General features: G+C 60.8%; 16 protein-coding genes. 6 read left to right on the top strand and 10 right to left on the bottom strand.

Features of this window, described 5'->3' with window-relative positions:
• Nucleotides 1-84 precede the first annotated feature (84 nt).
• Complete coding sequence (locus tag ACA069_RS25385; RefSeq protein WP_401270223.1) at nucleotides 85-633, bottom strand: cysteine hydrolase family protein; 549 nt, start codon at nucleotides 631-633, stop codon at nucleotides 85-87.
• Nucleotides 634-734: 101 nt separating this feature from the next.
• Between ACA069_RS25385 and ACA069_RS25380 the strand changes: the two genes are divergently transcribed.
• The 3 genes from ACA069_RS25380 to ACA069_RS25370 all read left to right on the top strand — a co-directional run bounded on the left by ACA069_RS25380 (nucleotide 735) and on the right by ACA069_RS25370 (nucleotide 3,787).
• Entirely contained in the window at nucleotides 735-1,715 is a 981-nt protein-coding gene (locus ACA069_RS25380; protein ID WP_489879885.1) for a GlxA family transcriptional regulator, read from the top strand.
• Nucleotides 1,716-1,929: 214 nt separating this feature from the next.
• Nucleotides 1,930-3,039, top strand: a complete 1,110-nt coding sequence (locus ACA069_RS25375; protein WP_489879886.1) for a DUF3182 family protein — start codon at nucleotides 1,930-1,932, stop codon at nucleotides 3,037-3,039.
• Nucleotides 3,029-3,787 (top strand): alpha/beta hydrolase family protein, encoded by a 759-nt coding sequence (locus tag ACA069_RS25370; protein WP_187678760.1) that lies wholly within the window; start codon nucleotides 3,029-3,031, stop codon nucleotides 3,785-3,787. Before ACA069_RS25375 ends, ACA069_RS25370 begins: the two co-directional genes overlap by 11 nt.
• 111 nt (nucleotides 3,788-3,898) lie before the next feature.
• Here the strand turns inward: ACA069_RS25370 and ACA069_RS25365 are convergent, their stop codons facing one another.
• The 4 genes from ACA069_RS25365 to ACA069_RS25350 form a co-directional block, all read right to left on the bottom strand.
• Nucleotides 3,899-4,885 (bottom strand): lysylphosphatidylglycerol synthase domain-containing protein, encoded by a 987-nt coding sequence (locus ACA069_RS25365; RefSeq protein WP_497615448.1) that lies wholly within the window; start codon nucleotides 4,883-4,885, stop codon nucleotides 3,899-3,901.
• Nucleotides 4,882-6,156 (bottom strand): cardiolipin synthase ClsB, encoded by a 1,275-nt coding sequence (gene clsB / locus ACA069_RS25360; RefSeq protein WP_497615447.1) that lies wholly within the window; start codon nucleotides 6,154-6,156, stop codon nucleotides 4,882-4,884. Before clsB ends, ACA069_RS25365 begins: the two co-directional genes overlap by 4 nt.
• On the bottom strand, nucleotides 6,153-6,950 hold the full coding sequence (locus ACA069_RS25355; protein ID WP_401270236.1) for an endonuclease/exonuclease/phosphatase family protein: 798 nt from the start codon (nucleotides 6,948-6,950) through the stop codon (nucleotides 6,153-6,155). Before ACA069_RS25355 ends, clsB begins: the two co-directional genes overlap by 4 nt.
• Before the next feature lie 255 nt (nucleotides 6,951-7,205).
• Complete coding sequence (locus ACA069_RS25350) at nucleotides 7,206-8,408, bottom strand: MFS transporter (protein ID WP_497615446.1); 1,203 nt, start codon at nucleotides 8,406-8,408, stop codon at nucleotides 7,206-7,208.
• Between the two features lie 341 nt (nucleotides 8,409-8,749).
• Between ACA069_RS25350 and ACA069_RS25345 the strand changes: the two genes are divergently transcribed.
• The 3 genes from ACA069_RS25345 to pgnE all read left to right on the top strand — a co-directional run bounded on the left by ACA069_RS25345 (nucleotide 8,750) and on the right by pgnE (nucleotide 12,844).
• Complete coding sequence (locus tag ACA069_RS25345; RefSeq protein WP_497615445.1) at nucleotides 8,750-10,855, top strand: mechanosensitive ion channel family protein; 2,106 nt, start codon at nucleotides 8,750-8,752, stop codon at nucleotides 10,853-10,855.
• A 182-nt stretch (nucleotides 10,856-11,037) separates the two neighbouring features.
• A complete protein-coding gene (locus tag ACA069_RS25340; protein ID WP_100847084.1) occupies nucleotides 11,038-11,922 on the top strand; it encodes a sugar nucleotide-binding protein in 885 nt (294 codons plus the stop codon).
• Nucleotides 11,915-12,844 (top strand): UDP-N-acetylglucosamine epimerase PgnE, encoded by a 930-nt coding sequence (pgnE, locus tag ACA069_RS25335; RefSeq protein ID WP_489879890.1) that lies wholly within the window; start codon nucleotides 11,915-11,917, stop codon nucleotides 12,842-12,844. The genes ACA069_RS25340 and pgnE overlap by 8 nt, the downstream gene beginning before the upstream one ends.
• A 179-nt stretch (nucleotides 12,845-13,023) precedes the next feature.
• Here the strand turns inward: pgnE and ACA069_RS25330 are convergent, their stop codons facing one another.
• The 5 genes from ACA069_RS25330 to ACA069_RS25310 form a co-directional block, all read right to left on the bottom strand.
• Complete coding sequence (locus ACA069_RS25330) at nucleotides 13,024-13,722, bottom strand: OmpW/AlkL family protein (RefSeq protein WP_187678768.1); 699 nt, start codon at nucleotides 13,720-13,722, stop codon at nucleotides 13,024-13,026.
• Nucleotides 13,723-13,880: 158 nt separating this feature from the next.
• On the bottom strand, nucleotides 13,881-14,399 hold the full coding sequence (locus ACA069_RS25325; RefSeq protein ID WP_187678769.1) for a DUF3299 domain-containing protein: 519 nt from the start codon (nucleotides 14,397-14,399) through the stop codon (nucleotides 13,881-13,883).
• 11 nt (nucleotides 14,400-14,410) lie between these two features.
• The gene (locus ACA069_RS25320) at nucleotides 14,411-15,676 is read right to left on the bottom strand and encodes an ABC transporter permease (RefSeq protein ID WP_497615444.1); all 1,266 of its coding nucleotides are present in this window, start codon (nucleotides 15,674-15,676) and stop codon (nucleotides 14,411-14,413) included.
• 1 nt (nucleotide 15,677) lies between these two features.
• Nucleotides 15,678-16,388, bottom strand: coding sequence for an ABC transporter ATP-binding protein (locus ACA069_RS25315; RefSeq protein ID WP_187678771.1), 711 nt, complete (start codon nucleotides 16,386-16,388; stop codon nucleotides 15,678-15,680).
• 75 nt (nucleotides 16,389-16,463) lie between these two features.
• Nucleotides 16,464-17,057, bottom strand: coding sequence for a DUF2796 domain-containing protein (locus ACA069_RS25310; RefSeq protein WP_497615443.1), 594 nt, complete (start codon nucleotides 17,055-17,057; stop codon nucleotides 16,464-16,466).
• Nucleotides 17,058-17,149: the final 92 nt, after the last annotated feature.

Raw genomic sequence — 17,149 nt, 5'->3', positions numbered from 1 at the left:
GCTCACGCGTGAGATTTTTTCGACGCATGCAAAAACGCCCGCAACGGGGCGGGCGCAGGTTTTTGCAAAGTGTTTCGCGGTGGCTCAGCGTTGAAGGAACTCGTCGGTTGAGATCACGCTGGCGTAGGCAAAACCCAGCGCCGACATGAAAGCTGCATGGACGTGCGCCGCCGGCACTGTGAGGCCGTTGAACTCCAGATCGCGGCTGGCGCAGGCATCATGAATCACCGTCACTGCATAACCCAGATCCGCGCCTGCACGGGTGATGCCGTCGACGCACATGTGGCTCATGCTGCCGACCACCACCAGTTCCTTGATGCCTTGTTCGTCGAGGATTGATTGCAACTCGGTTTCGCGGAACGAGTTGACGAAATGCTTGAGCACCACGGGTTCGTCGGCGCGGTTGAGCACTTTCGGATGCAGCTTGGCGCCGTCGGAACCTGGAGTGAAAAACGGTGCGTCGGGTGAGGTGAATTCGTGGCGGATATGCACCACCGAATCGCCGGCTTCGCGGAAGGCTGCGATCAGTCGTGCGGCGTTGTCGGCGGCGGCGTCGGCACCTGCCAGCGGCCACTTGCCTTGGGGGAAGTAGTCGTTCTGGATATCGACTACGATGAGCGCTTGCTTGGCCATGGGTGTGTCCTCGATGGATTGGCTGGAAGTGGCTTCAGTATTGGCGCTTACCAGCGATTCGAGGATTGGCCGCACCGACAATAGACAGGGGAAAACTGACAATGGGCGCAGAAAGGGCTGCCATCGCCGAACTGGGCGTGCTGATTTATCCCGGTGCGCAAATGGCGGCGGTGCATGGCCTGACCGACCTGTTCGCGGTTGCCAACCGGATTGCTGCGGAGCATCAGTCTGCGCAGTTGCCGTTGCTGCGGGTCAGTCATTGGCACGTCGACGGCGATCAGGCACCGGCGCGGGTTTTCGAGAGTTGTCCGGGTGTCGACAGTGGTTTGCTGGCGGTGCTGATTCCGCCGTCCATCGCCGGGTTTTCCTCGGCGCAAATGCCAGCCAGCCTGGCGCAATGGCTGCGCGAACAGCATGCAGGCGGCGCGACGTTGGGCGGTGTCTGTGTCGGTTCGTGGCTGCTGGCCGAAAGCGGTCTGCTCGACGGCCGCAGTGCCACCACGCACTGGACGTCGGCCAAGGACTTCGCTGAACGTTATCCGAAGATCAAGCTCAAGGCCGACACACCGATTGTCGATGACGGCGACCTGATCACCACCGCCGGACTGATGGCCTGGTCTGAGTTGGGGTTGCGTCTGGTCGATCGTCTGCTCGGGCCGAGCATCGCCACTGGCACTGCGCGGTTTCTGGTGGTTGAACACAGCGACAGCGCCAGTGCCTGCGGGAGTAATTTTGCACCGATCCTCAGTCACGGCGATGCAGCCATTCTCAAGGTTCAACATTGGTTGCAAGGCACTGGCGCTACGGACGTTTCATTGGCTGCGATGGCTGAGCGCGCGGGGCTGGAGGAGCGCACATTCCTGCGCCGATTCCGCGCGGCGACCGGGTTGAAACCGACCGAATATTGTCAGCATCTGCGAGTGGGTAAGGCGCGGGAAATGCTCGAGTTCACCAATGGCACGATTGATCACATTGCGTGGACGGTGGGCTATCAGGACCCGGGGGCGTTCCGGGCGATCTTCAAGAAGATTACCGGGTTGGCGCCGAGTGATTATCGGGGGCGGTTTGGTTTAACCCGGTAGTTCCGGCAATGCATAAGCCTGTGGGAGCGGCGTGATGCCGGGGATCGTGCAAATTGCCGGGGTTTTGCGCCCGGTCGTGCAGATTGAAACAGGCTTGATGCCAGCACGATTTCGGCAAACGACTGATTAACCGAACATTTTCCCGATCCTGCCGTTGGCCTGATCTCTGCACCTTTCCCTTCTACATTCACCGCGCTGCTGAAAGGGGGAACGCATGACCCCGACACCCCGCAAGAAAACCGTCGTCGCTCACTCCGTGCGCAACGACGCGCCGCAGCACGAAGTGCAAACCAACAAAGCCCTGGCCCGCTGGCTGGCGCAGATTCTCGGGTTCAAGTTCGGTGGCAGCTATAACCCCGAGAAACATCGCGACCGTGACCTCTATCTGTTACCGACGCAAACCATTGTCGGCGCCGCTCATGCTCACGAATTGGGCATCAAAGGCCCGGATGATTTGTGGGGTGGCTATGTCGAGCATGATTTCATCTGCACCAAAGCCATCAGCCACGGCTTGCGTAGCCATCAGGCCCACGCGCCACAGGGCTGGTCGCCGCTGTTTTCCGAGCGCGTGCGCAATGTTGTGCTTGACGGTTTGAGCGTGTTTGCCCTCGACGATGCGCGGCCCGCCGCCGAGCATTTGCTGTATAGCGGGCCGATCCGCTTGAAGCCGATTCACGCCTGCGCCGGTCGTGGTCAGGAAGTGATCAAGAGTCTCGACGCCTTCGACGAAATCCTTGCCCGCCCCGAAGCTGAAAAGCTGTTCCGCGAAGGCGTAGTGCTTGAGCAGGATTTAAGCGACGTCATCACCCACAGCGTCGGCCAGTCATTCATCGGCGATAAAGTGCTGAGCTACTGCGGTGATCAATACTTGACCGAGGATGCTCACGGCGAAGACGTCTACGGCGGGTCGAATCTGTTGGTGGTGCAGGGCGGTTATGAAGATCTGCTGGCGCTGGATCTGCCAGACGATGTGCGTTTGGCTATCGAGCAGGCGCAGGTTTTCGATAACGCTGCCAATGAAGCCTATCCACGCTTTTATGCCTCGCGCCGCAACTACGACATTGCCCAAGGGCTGGACAGCAACGGCAAAACCCGCAGCGGCGTACTCGAACAATCCTGGCGCATGGGCGGCGCCAGCAGCGCGGAAGTGGCGGCGCTGCAAAGCTTCGTCAACGACCCGACGATGCCCGCGATTCGCGTGTCTTCGGTGGAAACCTATATCGATCAGCCGCTGCCGGCGGATGCCATCGAGGTGTATCGCGGCCCGGCCGAGAACAGCGAATTTCTCCTTAAATACGTAACGGTCAAATCCTATGACGGCTAGAAGCGAAAGCATTCAAATCGACATTGATGATGAACAGATGAGCGGGACATTTCTCAGTCCCAAATCGAAAGTGCCGGGGGTGTTGTTTGTTCACGGTTGGGGCGGTAGCCAGGAGCGGGACCTGGAGCGAGCCAAAGGCATCGCCGGTCTCGGCTGTGTGTGTCTGACCTTCGACTTGCGCGGACACACGGGCGGCACCGGGATACCGCTAACTCGGGTCAGCCGCGAAGATAATCTGCGTGATCTGCTGGCGGCTTACGATCGCCTGCTCTCACACCCGGCACTCGACACGTCAGCGATTGCCGTGGTCGGCACCAGTTATGGCGGTTATCTGGCTTCCATCCTCACGTCTTTACGCCCGGTGCGCTGGCTGGCGTTGCGGGTGCCGGCGCTGTACCGCGACGAACAATGGCACACGCCCAAGCGTGAACTGGACAAGGCCGACCTGCGTGATTATCGCGGCACGCTGATACGCGCCGACAGCAATCGGGCGCTGCATGCGTGTTCACAGTTCACCGGAGATGTGTTGCTGGTGGAATCGGAGACCGACGACTTCGTGCCCCACGCGACGATCATGAGTTACCGCGCGGCGTGTCAGCAGACGCACTCGCTGACCCACAGGATAATCGACGGGGCGGACCATGCGTTGAGCGAGCCGGTTTCGCAGCAGGCGTATACGTCGATATTGGTCGACTGGATTACCGAGATGGTGGTGGGCGAGCGGTTGAGCATTATCCAGTCTTCATAGGCTGTTGTGTTCTCTCGGACGCCTTCGCGAGCAGGCTCGCTCCCACAGGGGGCGCATTTCAAATGTGGGAGCGAGCCTGCTCGCGAAGAGGCCGGCAACTGCAAAACAGAATCAGGACGGTGTTTTCTCGATCCGCAATGACCTGGCCTTCGCCTCCACCAGCAGATACATCACCACGGTAATCAACAGCGGCAACAGAAAATAAATCGCCCGATACGCCAGCAACCCCGCCACCAGACTGCCCCGCGACGCCTCATGTTGCAGCAGCGCGACGAACACCGCTTCGAGCACGCCAAGCCCCGCCGGAATATGCGTGATCACCCCGGCAATCGCGCTGATCAGCAACACTCCGAGCACCAGCGGATAGTCGAGTTTGCTCGGCAGTAACGTGAAAATCACCGCCGCCATCAGCGACCAGTTCAACGCGCCAAGCAACAGTTGCAACACCGCCATGCGCAGCGACGGCAAATTGATCTCCACACCGCGAATCGACCACTCGCGCCGTTTCGAGAATTGGCACGCGGCGAGATACCCGGCGCTGATCAACAGCAACAACACACCGATGCCTTGCAACGCCGTGGTGCTGACTTTCCAGCCCGGCGGCATGCTCACCAGGCCACTGCTGAATACCACGCCGGCGATGGTCATGTAGCCAAACCAGTTGGTCGCCAGGCTCAGGCCGAGAATTTTGGCGATGTTGCCTTTGCTCACACCCAGGCGCGAGTACAGCCGATAACGCATGGCGATGCCGCCGACCCAGGCGCTGAGATTGAGGTTGAACGCGTAGCTGATAATCCCTACCGGCAGGATCTGTTTCCAGGTCAGGTCCTGGCGGATGTAGGTGCGCCCGATCAGGTCGAAACTGGCGTAGGTCAGAAAACTCAGCAAGGTCACGCTGGCGGCGATGATCAGCGTGCGCACCTTGAAGTCAGCGAGGGTTTGCAGCACCTCGGCCCATTCGATACGACGGGCGAACATCGTCAGCAGCGCGATCAGTGCGAGGAAAAACAGCGCCGTCAGCGGACGTTTCCATTTGCTCCAGCGTGAGTGCGTCGCTGGCGCGGCATGATGGGTTGCCGGGGCTTCGGAATGGCTCATGAGTGATCACCTCGAAATGGCTTGAGCCGTGGTTTGTGCGCAGGCAGCCAACCGGCCATCGCCGGAAAATGCCGCAGAAAGTGAAACACCAGAAAACCCACCGTCATGTGCCAGATACGTCCGCGCGGCGACTTGCCGGCGTCCATGGCTTTGCAGTGGTTTTGGCTGAGGTCTTCGAGGCGCCGGAACAGTTCCTGATTGAACGCGCGGTCGCGGATCAGCACGTTGGCTTCCAGGTTCAGCGATAGGCTCAGCGGGTCGAGATTGCTCGAGCCTACGGTGCTCCACTCGTCGTCCACCAGCGCGACTTTGCCGTGCAGTGGGCGCTGGCAATATTCGTGGATCTGCACGCCGGCCTTGAGCAAATAGTCATAGGTCATGCGCGCGGCCAGTTTGGCCACCAGCATGTCCGGCTGGCCTTGCAGGATCAGCCGCACATCAACACCGCGCCGGGCGGCGTTGCGGATCTCGCGCAACAAACGATAGCCGGGGAAAAAATAAGCGTTGGCAATCACCACCCGCCGTTTGGCGCGGCGCAGCACCTGCAAGTACACGTCTTCGATATCGGTGTTGTGCTGATCGTTGTCGCGAAACACCAGGCGCACCTGGCCGTCGTGTTCGGTGACAGCCATTTCGGCGCGACGCTGGCGCCGGCGTTGCCACCAGAACCGTGCCCGACCGGGGCGACCACTTTGCAGCAGGGCGAAATGGTGGATATCGGCCACCGCCGGGCCTTGAACTTCCACCGAGTAGTCCTGTTTGGCTTCCGGTCCGAAATCCAACAAATGGTCGCCGGAAAAATTGATCCCGCCAATGAACGCGATCATGCCGTCGACCACCACGATCTTGCGATGCAAGCGGCGGAACCAGTTGGTGCGAATGCCCAAATGTTTGGGGGCGGGATCAAACATCTGCAGATGTACGCCGGCTTCGCTCAGGGCGGCGAGATAACCGGTGGTCAGCTCGCCACAACCGAAGCCATCGAGGCTGACGGTCGTGCGCACGCCGCGGCGGGCGGCGTCGATCAGGATCTCCTGCAACTCCTGGCCGACCTTGTCTTCGAAAACGATAAAGGTCTCCAGCAGAATCTCGCTTTTCGCCGCCCGCATTGCAGCGAACACTCGCGGGAAATACTCCTCGCCGTTTTCCAGCAGCTCGACCCGGTTGTTGCCCTGCCAGCCATATTCGACAGCAACGTGGCCGGGCTCGCGTATCGGCGGGTTGACGGTCATCGGTTCTACGGCGGACTTCTCCAGCGGTGCGCTGCTCATAGTTCGATCTCCACCGATAACGGTGCGTGGTCGGAAAGGTGGGACCAGGGCCGGTTGGACAGGACTTTCGGCTGGCTGGCCTTGAGGTTGCGCACGTAGATACGGTCCAGTCGCAGAGTCGGCAGACGCGCCGGAAAACTGCGCGCCGGCTTGCCGTGATGTTCGGCGAATACTTCACGCAGACCGCAAGGCTTGAGCAGTGCGTCGGCACGCTGGCGCCAGTCGTTGAAGTCTCCGGCGACGATCACCGGTGCGTCATCGGGCAGCTCGGCGAGGCGTTGGCCGAGCAGTTTCAACTGAGCGTTGCGGTGACTTTCGCGCAGGCCCAGATGCACACAAATCGCATGCACCTCGACGCCGTCGCCGGGCAGGCGCAGCACGCAGTGGAGCAGGCCACGGTTTTCATGGCCGCTGATCGAAACGTCGAGGTTGTCGTGGCGAATGATCTGGAATTTCGACAGCAGGGCATTGCCGTGATCGCCGTCCGGGTACACGGCGTTGCGCCCATAGGCGAACTGCGGCCAGAGGCTGTCGGCAAGAAACTCGTACTGCGGCATCGTCGGCCAATTGGTGTAGCGCTTGGGATGGTGTTCATGGGTGCCGTGAACTTCCTGCAAAAACACCACGTCGGCCGCCACGCTGCGCACCGCTTCACGCAACTCCGGCAGGATGAAGCGCCGGTTGAGTGCGGTGAAGCCCTTGTGGGTGTTGACCGTCAGCACAGTGAAAGTACGCACAGATGGCGCTACGACGGAGCCTTCGTCGGTGAAGCCGACCGGTTCTGAAATGCTCATGCCTGCGCTCTTTCGCCAGCGGATTCGCCGTGCGGATTGTCGTGTTCATGGGCGTAGCGCCAGTCGAAAGTACCGATATGAATCGTTGCCATGCCGCCCTCCCGTCGAAAGTCCCCGTACAGCCTCTGTCTGTTGATGACTGCGGGCGGTTCGGGAAAGTTTCGATGGCGTTACGGACGGTACATATTCAAGAAACCACCACAAAACCAACAGTCGGAGCGAGCAGGCTCGCCCCCACAAGGGATTGGTGTTGAATCAGTGGCCAGTGACGATGCGCTCGGAGCTTTCGGCATAGGTCGGGCCGAGGCGGTCGAGGCGACCGCTCCACGCGGTGAGGGCCAGCGCCACCAACACCACCAGACCACCAATCCACGCGGTATGAATCAGGCCAATGTGCTCGACGATCAACCCCCCGCCCCACGCACCGCCGGCAATCCCCAGATTGAACGCAGCAATATTCAGCCCCGACGCCACATCCACCGCATTCGGGGTGTGATGTTCAGCCTGACGCACCACATACACCTGCAAGCCCGGCACGTTGCCGAACGCCACTGCGCCCCAGACCAGCACTGTCGCCAACGCCAACCAAGGATTGCCGGCAGTGAAGGTCAGCACGAACAACACCGCCGCGAGCAGGGCGAAGATGATTTTCAGCGCACTGATCGGCCCACGTTTGTCAGCCAGTTTGCCGCCCCAGATGTTGCCGACCGCCACTGACACGCCGTAGACCAGCAGCACCAGACTGACGGTGCTGGCGCTGAAGCCGGAAATGTCCTGAAGGATCGGCGCCAGAAACGTGAAGGCGATGAACGAGCCGCCGTAACCGATGGCCGTCATGGCGTACACCAGCAGCAGGCGAGGTTGTTTCAGCACTTGCAGCTGCTGCAGCAGAGACGCCGGTTTGCTGTGGGCAATGTTGTTCGGCACGTAGAGCAGGCTGCCAATGAACGCGATCACACCCAGCGTCGAGACGGCGAGGAAGGTTTCACGCCAGCCGAAATGCTGGCCGATGAACGTGCCCAGTGGGACGCCAGTGACCAGCGCCACGGTCAGGCCAGTGAACATGATCGCAATCGCGCTGGCAGCTTTTTCCTTCGGCACCAGGCTGGTGGCGATGGTCGAGCCAATGGAGAAGAACACGCCGTGGGCAAGCCCCGTGACGATCCGCGCCAACACCAGCGATTCATAACTTGGCGCCATCCAGGCCAGCAGGTTGCCGAGGGTGAACAGCATCATCAGCGACAGCAGCAACAATTTGCGCGGGACTTTGCCAGTGAGCGCGGTCAGCACCGGCGCACCGATGGCGACGCCCAGTGCGTAGAGGCTGACCAGCAGGCCGGCGGAAGGAAGACTGACGCCGAGATCGGCACCGATGGTAGGCAGCACGCCAACGATGACGAACTCGGTCGTCCCGATGGCGAATGCGCTGAGAGTCAGCGCAAGCAAGGCAATGGGCATGACGGCATTCCGGTAGGTTTGGATTGAGCGCAGTGTCGGGGTTTGCGGTGGGCGGAAAAATACCGAGGAGGGCATTTGATATTTGCCTTGGGCGCAAAGATCAAAGGCCTACCCCCTCACCCCAACCCTCTCCCCCAGAGGGGGCGAGGGGGAAGGGAGCTGATCTTCATTGTTTTCGGAACTTGAGTTCGACGTTGGAAGCTCAGGTCGATGTACCTCGTGAGAACAACCCGGTCGGCTCCCTCTCCCTCCGGGAGAGGGCTGGGGTGAGGGCGATCTTGAACTTGCCAGGCAAATGCCGATCAGTTCCTTACAGGTTCAGCCAACGGGAGATCGGAGTTTTGATCAAGTTCAGGATCGCCATTCTGCTGGGAGCATTGTTGTTTCTCGGTGCCAACGAGCTCGAAGCCGCCGCGCTGCCGGGTCTTCCTGCCGCCACAGAGGAGGCGGCCAAACCCGAGCCGATTGTCCAGGGCGGACTGCTCGGCGCCATCAGTTCGAGCATCGATGACGTACAAGACAAACTCGACCTCAACGAACATCTGGTCGACGCCTGGCGCCTGCGTGCTGACCGCGCCGCCGATGAGGTCGACAAACTGGTCAATCAACCGTCGAACCGTTCAGGCTGGAGCGTTGCCGGGGATTTCCTGATGTTGTCCGGTGTCTGGCTCGGTAGCTTCGCTCTGCTGACCGTGCTCGGCAGCCTGTTGGCCAAACGTCTGCGCGAGGGCCGCTGGTTTCGCACGCGCCAGCGCAGTCAGGATCTGCTCGGCTACCTGCTGCCGTACACCGTGCCGGCATTGATCTGTTTGCCACTGACGTTGTACGTCAGCCACTTTCTGCAAGCCTCGGTGGGGCGAGCGCTGGCGTTGTGTTTTGCCTACGCGACCAGCAGCGGCATCTTTTCCACGTCGATGCTGTTGTGCGTCGTAGTGATGTTCAATGTCGGCCACAAACGCCCGGCCGCGCGGATCATTCGCCGTTATTGCCCGCGACCGCTGTTCCTGATCGGTTTCCTCGCCGCCCTCAGCGATGCGCTGACCAGCCCGCAGATCGCCCGGCAATTGGGTGGGAACATCACCAGCAGCGTTGCGGTGTTCACTGGGCTGATTGCCTCGGTCATCTTTGGCCTGGTGGTGATTCGCCTACGCCGTCCGGTGGCGCATCTGATCCGCAATCGTTCGCTGAGCCAGCGTCTGAAACAGCCGTCATTGCAGGAGTCACTGCGGATTTTTTCCGGGCTGTGGTATTGGCCCATCGTGCTGATGGTGCTGGTGTCGGCGGTGAGTCTGATCGGCATTGGCGAAGACAATCAAAAGGCCCTGCGTTGCGCGTTGTTCACCACGGTTCTGCTGATCGGCACGGTGTTTCTCAGCACCATCCTCCAGCACCTGTTCAAGTCGCATAAAGCGGCAGCGATCCAGCGCAGCAGCGCTTACAAGGAGCGTTTTCTCAGCCTGTTGCACGCCTTGCTGCGGATCGTCATCGCGATAGCCTTCATCGATATCCTCGGGCGGATCTGGGGCGTGTCGCTGCTCGATTTCGCCCAGAGCAGCACGGTCGGCCGGGCGATCAGCAATGCCCTGAGCAGTATCGGCCTGATCTTTCTGGTGACGTGGCTGCTGTGGGTGGTGCTCGACACGGCGATTCAGGAAGCGCTGAAACCACCGGTCAGCAAACGCGCGGCGCGCCAGCCCAGCACGCGGGTGAAAACCATTCTGCCGCTGCTGCGCAACGCGATCAAAATCATCCTCGTGGTGATCTGCGCGATCACCACCATGGCCAACCTGGGGATCAATGTGGCGCCGCTGCTGGCAGGTGCCGGGGTGGTCGGTCTGGCCATCGGTTTCGGTTCGCAACAGCTGGTTCAGGATGTGATCACCGGTTTGTTCATCATCATCGAAGACACCCTGTCGATCGGCGATTGGGTGGTGCTCGATTCCGGGCATGCCGGCACGGTGGAAGGGCTGACCATTCGCACCCTGCGCCTGCGTGACGGCAAGGGCTTTGTCCACTCGGTGCCGTTTGGCCAGATCAAGGCTGTCACCAACCAATCGCGGCAGTTCGCCTATGCGTTCTTCTCGGTGCAATTCACCTACGACACGGATGTGGAAAAGGCGATCGAGCTGATCCGCGAGACTGGCGATTCGATCCGCGAAGACCCGTTCCTCAAGTACAACCTGCAAGGGCCGCTGGATGTGTTTGGCGTGGACAAGATGGATCTCAACGGCGTGGTGCTGACGGCACAGTTCCGCACGGTGTCGGGCGGGCAATACGCGGTGAGCCGGGCCTTCAACCAGCGTTTGAAAAAGCTTGTGGATAACAGCCCGTGGGTGCATTTCGCGCAGACTTATCCACAGCAGGTTTTGTTGCCCAAGCGCGAGCCGGCGGATGATGTGGTGCCGGAGCATCGCTCAGTGGTGTTGCCGCAGCAATCGCCCACTTGACTGCAGGATGGTGTGGTAGGAGTGCTGGCCCCTTCGCGAGCAAATCCCGGCCATCGACACTTTACGGGTGACGGTTGCGCACTAAACCCGCAAAATGCAACGATTCCGGCAATGATCGACGACGGCGCCACAAGCATCGTCGCCAAAGCCATCGTTCCAATCAGACTGGGCCTGCTGACTCTATGCGAATGCGCCTTATGTTACTGGGCGGCGGAAATGCCCTTGGGCAGGCGCTGATTCGCCTCGGTGCGGAAGAAGACATCGGTTTCCTCGCCCCCCGCCCCCCCGAAGACGGCTGGGATGCCGCGAGCCTGACGCAACTGCTCGACGACACCCGTCCCGATGCGTTGATCAACCTTGCCTACTATTTCGACTGGTTCCAGGCCGAGACTGTCAGCGAAAGCCGCATGGCCGGGCAGGAACGCGCGATCGAGCGGCTGGCCGAACTGTGCCAGCATCACAACATCGTCCTTGTGCAACCCTCCAGTTATCGGGTGTTCGACGGCTCGCGTGCCACCGCCTACAGCGAAAAAGACGAACCGGTGCCGCTGGGCCTGCGCGGTCAAGCGTTGTGGCGCATCGAACAAAGTGTTCGCGCGACGTGCCCGCAACACGTGTTGCTGCGTTTCGGCTGGCTGCTTGATGACAGCCCCGACGGCACCCTCGGACGTTTCCTTGCCCGCGCCGAGCAACCGGAAGAATTGCTCATGGCGGATGATCGCCGGGGTAATCCAACACCGGTCGACGACGCCGCCCGGGTGATCATTTCGGTGCTCAAGCAACTCGATTGCGCAGCGCCGCTGTGGGGCACTTATCACTACGCCGGCCACGAGGCGACCACACCGCTGGCGCTGGGTCAGGCGATTCTGACCGAGGCCCGCAGCCTGCACGCACTGGCCATCGAAGCGCCGACCGCCCAGGCCCACGCCGCGCGACCGGACGCCGCCGAAGAACCGCAACACGCGGTGCTCGCCTGCAAGAAAATTCTGCACACTTTCGGGATCAAACCGCGCGCCTGGCGTGCCGCGCTCCCGGGCTTACTGGATAGGTTCTACCGTCATGGCTGAAGGTACTGTTTTAATCACCGGCGGAGCCGGTTTCATCGGCTCGCATCTGACCGACGCCTTGCTCGCCAAAGGGCATTCGGTTCGGGTGCTGGACGATCTGTCGACCGGCAAGCGCAGCAACCTGCCGCTGGACAATCCCAAGGTTGAATTGATCGTTGGCGATGTCGCCGACGCTGCGCTCGTTGCCCAGGCGATGCAAGGCTGCAGCGCAGTCGCCCACCTGGCGGCGGTGGCTTCGGTGCAGGCGTCGGTGGATGATCCGGTGAAGACTCACCAGAGCAACTTCATCGGCACCTTGAATGTCTGCGAAGCCATGCGTCTGGCCGGGGTCAAGCGTGTGTTGTACGCCTCCAGCGCAGCGGTGTACGGCAACAATGGCGAGGGCGAGTCGATCGATGAAGACACGCCAAAGGCTCCGCTGACGCCCTACGCGTCGGACAAACTGGCCGGCGAGCATTACTTCGATTTCTACCGTCGCCAGCATGGTCTGGAACCGGCGATCTTCCGCTTCTTCAACATCTTCGGGCCGCGTCAGGATCCGTCCTCGCCGTACTCCGGTGTGATCAGCATTTTCAGCGAACGCGCGCAGAAAGGTCTCCCGATCACCGTGTTCGGCGATGGTGAGCAGACGCGTGATTTCCTCTATGTCGAGGATCTGGTCGATATTCTGGTGCAGGCGATCGAAAAGCCTGATGTGGACGTGGGACCTGTGAATGTTGGCTGGAACGAGGCGATGAGCCTCAAGCAGATGCTTGTAGCCCTGCAATCAGTGGTCGGCGAGTTGCCAGCGGTCAGCTACGGCCCGGCACGCTCCGGCGACATCCGCCACTCGCGGGCGAACAATCGGCGGTTGCTGGAGCGGTTCAAACTGCCACAGCAGACGCCGATGAGCGTGGGGCTGGCGCGGTTGCTCGGAAAATAGCATTACCGCAGACATGAAAAAGGCGCCTTTTGACAGGCGCCTTTTTCACGGCCGAAATTTATCTCAATCCCTGTGGCGAGGGGATTTATCCCCGATCGACTGCGCAGCAGTCGCCTTCAGTTCAAGCTGCTCACCACCAAGCCTCATTCACCACCACGTGAACGTTCTGTAAACCGGGCTTAGAACTTATAGCCCAAACCCACCATGTAGATGAACGGATCCACATCCACGTTCACCCGTGCGCGAGTGCCCGGCGCCACAGCGTTGTTCTCCACAGTCGCGCGAGTATCGATATCGATGTAGCGCACTTGAGCGTTGAGCATGATGTTGTCGGTCAGCATGTAGTCCGCACCCACTTGCCACGCCAGCCCCCAGGAATTCTTCGCCTTGAAATTGCTGAAACCATTGGCGCTGGCTTCGCTGCCGACGTGCTCGTCATAAATCCAGGTGTAGTTGATGCCGCCGCCGACATACGGTTGAAACGGCGACTTCGAATCCAGCGGGTAGTAGACGACGCTGAGGGTCGGTGGCAGGTGTTTCAGCGTACCGAGTTTGCCGTTTGCTGCTGGCAGGGCAGTGCCTTTGATCTTCACATCATGTTCGAACGGCGTGGCGGCGAGCAGCTCGATACCGACGTGGTTGGTGAGCATGTAAGCGAAGTTCAGGCCCAGTTGAGTGTCGCTGCTCATGGTCGCCTTGCCGCCCAGATTGGTGCCGCTCAGCGGACCCTGATCGACCTTGACGCTGGAGCTGTCGGCCTTCGGGTTGACGGTGATTGCACCGGCACGAATCAGGATGTCGCCGGCTTCGTGAGCGTGGGCGAGCGGGGCTGCGAGCGCGAGGGCAAACAGCGAGGCGCTGAGCAAGGACTTGTTCATGGGGGCTCCAAAAGGACGTTAAAAGTTTCTGATGTCCTATGGTACGAAGCCAACTGATACGGTCTTTTGACTCAGCTCAATGAAACAGTGAAGGGGCAGGCTTTTGTGGAACCTTTGCCAGCGATGAGGCCCTTACAAACAACACAGAACTGTCGGATTCACTCCGGCAGTTCATACACATAAATCTTGTCCGCCTCCATCTGATACCCGGCATCCGCCAGTTCGCTGCTCGACGCTTTAACCTGCATCGGCCCTTCGACCCAATACGGCTGATACAACTCATCGAGCTTCACGCCCAACTCGCTTTTCACATGCACGATCTGGTTCGACGGCGGTGGCGGCACATGGATGCAGGCGCCGAAATACGGCACCAGCAAGAAGTCCGTGGTGCGTCCTTCTTCATTGACCTCCAGCGGCACGATGTAGCCCGGCAGACGAATGTTCTGACCATCGAGTGATTGCACAACCGGAGCATTCGGCATGTCCTGTTTCGCCGCTGGCGCGGCTTCGGCAGACAGCGCATCGCTCATCTTCGACAGATCGTGCAGCGGGGTCATGTTCGGCACTTCCGGCGCCGCGTCCGGCGGGATCATTTCCGACCAGGTCAAATCTTTCGGCGCCGCCGCCCACACGGGCAGGGCGACCAGCAACAACAGCGCGAGCACGGCGCGGGGCATGGAAAACATCCTCATAAACGAATCGACAGGCCATCGGCCAAGGATTGGCGATACGCGCGCCAGGCCGGCACGCTGCCCATCAGCAGCGCGGCCGCCAGAATGCCACCGAGCAGCGTCCATTCATACTCGCTCGGCCACGCCAGCGGCAGGAACAATCCGTAATTGGCCTGCACATAACCCTGCGCAGCAGCGATGCCGATATACAGCAACGCCAGCCCGGCGATCACCCCGGTCAACGCCAAGGCAAAGGCTTCCAGCACCAGCAGACTCGCGATGTGCCACGGCCGCGCACCGACCGAACGCAGAATCGCCATCTCGCGGCGACGCTCGTTAAGGCTGGTGAGAATCGCCGTGAGCATGCCGATCAAACCGGTCAGCACCACGAACAGCGAGACTACGAACAGCGCTTTCTCGGCGGTGCTCATCAGGCTCCACAACTCCTGCAAGGCCACACCCGGCAGGATCGCCAGCATTGGCTCACCACGGAATTCATTGATCTCGCGTTGCAGCGCGAAAGTGGAAATCTTGCTGTTGAGGCCAAGCATGAACGCGGTGATCGCTTGCGGCGCCAGGTCCATGTTGCGCGCCTGATCGGCCGTGATCCGCCCGTTGCCCCGCGCCGGCACGCCGTCGTGCCAGTCGATGTGAATCGCCTCCATGCCGCCGAGGCTGATGTGCAACGTGCGATCCACCGGGGTGCCGGTGCGCTTCAGAATGCCGACCACGGTGAACGGTTTGTCATCGTGTTTGACCAGACTGATCGCCGCTACGCCATGGGCCAGGACCAGTTTGTCGCCAAGCTTGTAATGCAGCGCGTCGGCGACTTCGGCGCCGAGCACCACTTCAAACGGATCGGTGGCAAACGCGCGGCCATCGGCCAGTTGCAGGTGCTGCTGGCGGCCGTACTGGTAATGCTCGAAATACGCTTCGGTGGTGCCCATCACCCGGTAGCCACGATGGGAATCGCCGAGGGACATCGGGATCGCCCACTTCACTTTCGGGTTGTTGGCGAAGTGTTCGAAGCTGTCCCAGCGGATGTTGTTGGTGGCGTTGCCGATGCGAAACACCGAGTACAGCAGCAGATTCACCGAGCCGGAACGGGCGCCGACGATCAAGTCAGTGCCGCTGATGGTGCTGGCGAAACTGGCTTTGGCCTCGGTGCGCACCCGCTCGACGGCGAGCAGCAAGCAGACCGACAGGGCGATGGCGAATGCGGTGAGCAACGCGGTGAAGCGGCGGTTGGCCAGGCTGGCCATGGCCAGACGAAACAGATACATCTCAGACCTCGGCAGACGTGGCGGCGCGATTGAGTTCGGCCAGGGACAGGTGACGGTCGAACAGCGGCGCCAGACTTTGGTCGTGGCTAACGAACAACAGACTCGAACCGGCCTCGCGGCATTCGGCGAACAACAGGCGAATGAAGTTTTCCCGAGCGTCGTAATCCAGCGCCGAGGTCGGTTCGTCTGCGATCACCAGTTCCGGCTGTCCGATCAAGGCACGGGCGGCGGCGACCCTTTGTTGCTGGCCGATCGACAACGAGTCGGCGCGGCGACTGAGGATGCTTTCGTCCTTCAAACCCAAGTGAGCAAGCAGGGTGGCGGCGGCTTGATCGACGCTGCCGTGACGCTGCTTCGCCCGTTCGGCCCGCAGCCTGGAGAAGTGGCAGGGCAGTTCGACGTTCTCACGCACCGAGAGAAACGGCAGCAGGTTGAACTGCTGGAAGATATAGCCGGTGTGATCGACGCGGAAGGTGTCGCGGGCGCCGGCGGACAGTGCGGTCAGTTCCTGGCCGAGCAGGCGAATGCTGCCACGATCGGGTTTCTGCACACCGCCGAGCAGGCCGAGCAGGGTGGTCTTGCCGCTGCCGCTGGGGCCTTTGAGGAACAGGGTTTCACCCGGCTCCAGACGAAACGCCGGGATGTCCAGCAGCGGCGGGTGGCCGGGCCAACTGAAGCCCAGGTCGGACAGTTCGATGAGTGCTTGGGTCATGGCGCCAGTTTCAAAAATTTTCATAGCCCCTGCAGGAGCAGCCTTCGGCAGCTCCTGCACAGGGCAGCGTTGGAATCAGAACTTCAGCGCAGCAGCCTTGGCCGTCACTTCGGTGCCTTGCTGACCGCTGGCACTGATCAGTTGTACCTGAATTTTCTGCGTCGCCGGGAAGGTGCTGAAAATGTTCGCCAGATCCAGCGTCTTCAAGGCGCCCGGAGCTGCGCACTTGAACTGATAGTGCGCGTGGATTTCACTGTGGTCGTGATGATGCTCGTGGCCGTCCTTGCCCGCTTCACCGTCGTCGTGATCATCGGCATCCGGCTTGTCACCGAACAACGGACTTTCCAGTTCCTGACTCACCACTTTGCAACCGGCAGCGGCTGGCAGCTTGAACAGCGTCAGAGGCTTTTCCAGTTGGGCGCGGGCGGCGGCGACTTTGGCCTTGTCGGCATCCGTGGTGGCGGCGTGTTCGAAACCGACCAGGTTCATCGCCGGGCTTTCCAGCTCCAGTTCCAGAGTCTGACCATCCAGCGCGGCGTTCAAACGACCGACGCCATGTTCGTGCGCGCCAAGGCTGCCGTGTTCATGATCGTGGTCATGCTCATCGGCAGCATGGGCGATGGCCAGCGGCAACAGGGCAAACGGCAAAGCGAGCATCAGACGACGCATGGCGGTCTCCGGGAAGTAAAGTGAAGAGTTTGTTATGTAATCTTATAACGAAAGTGCGCAGAGTTTGCCCGTGCGCTTGGCGTTACACAAGT

Source organism: Pseudomonas sp. LBUM1652 (assembly GCF_059716105.1).
Note: the sequence above shows the minus strand (reverse complement) of the source record. Positions and strands in the feature narration are given on the sequence as shown.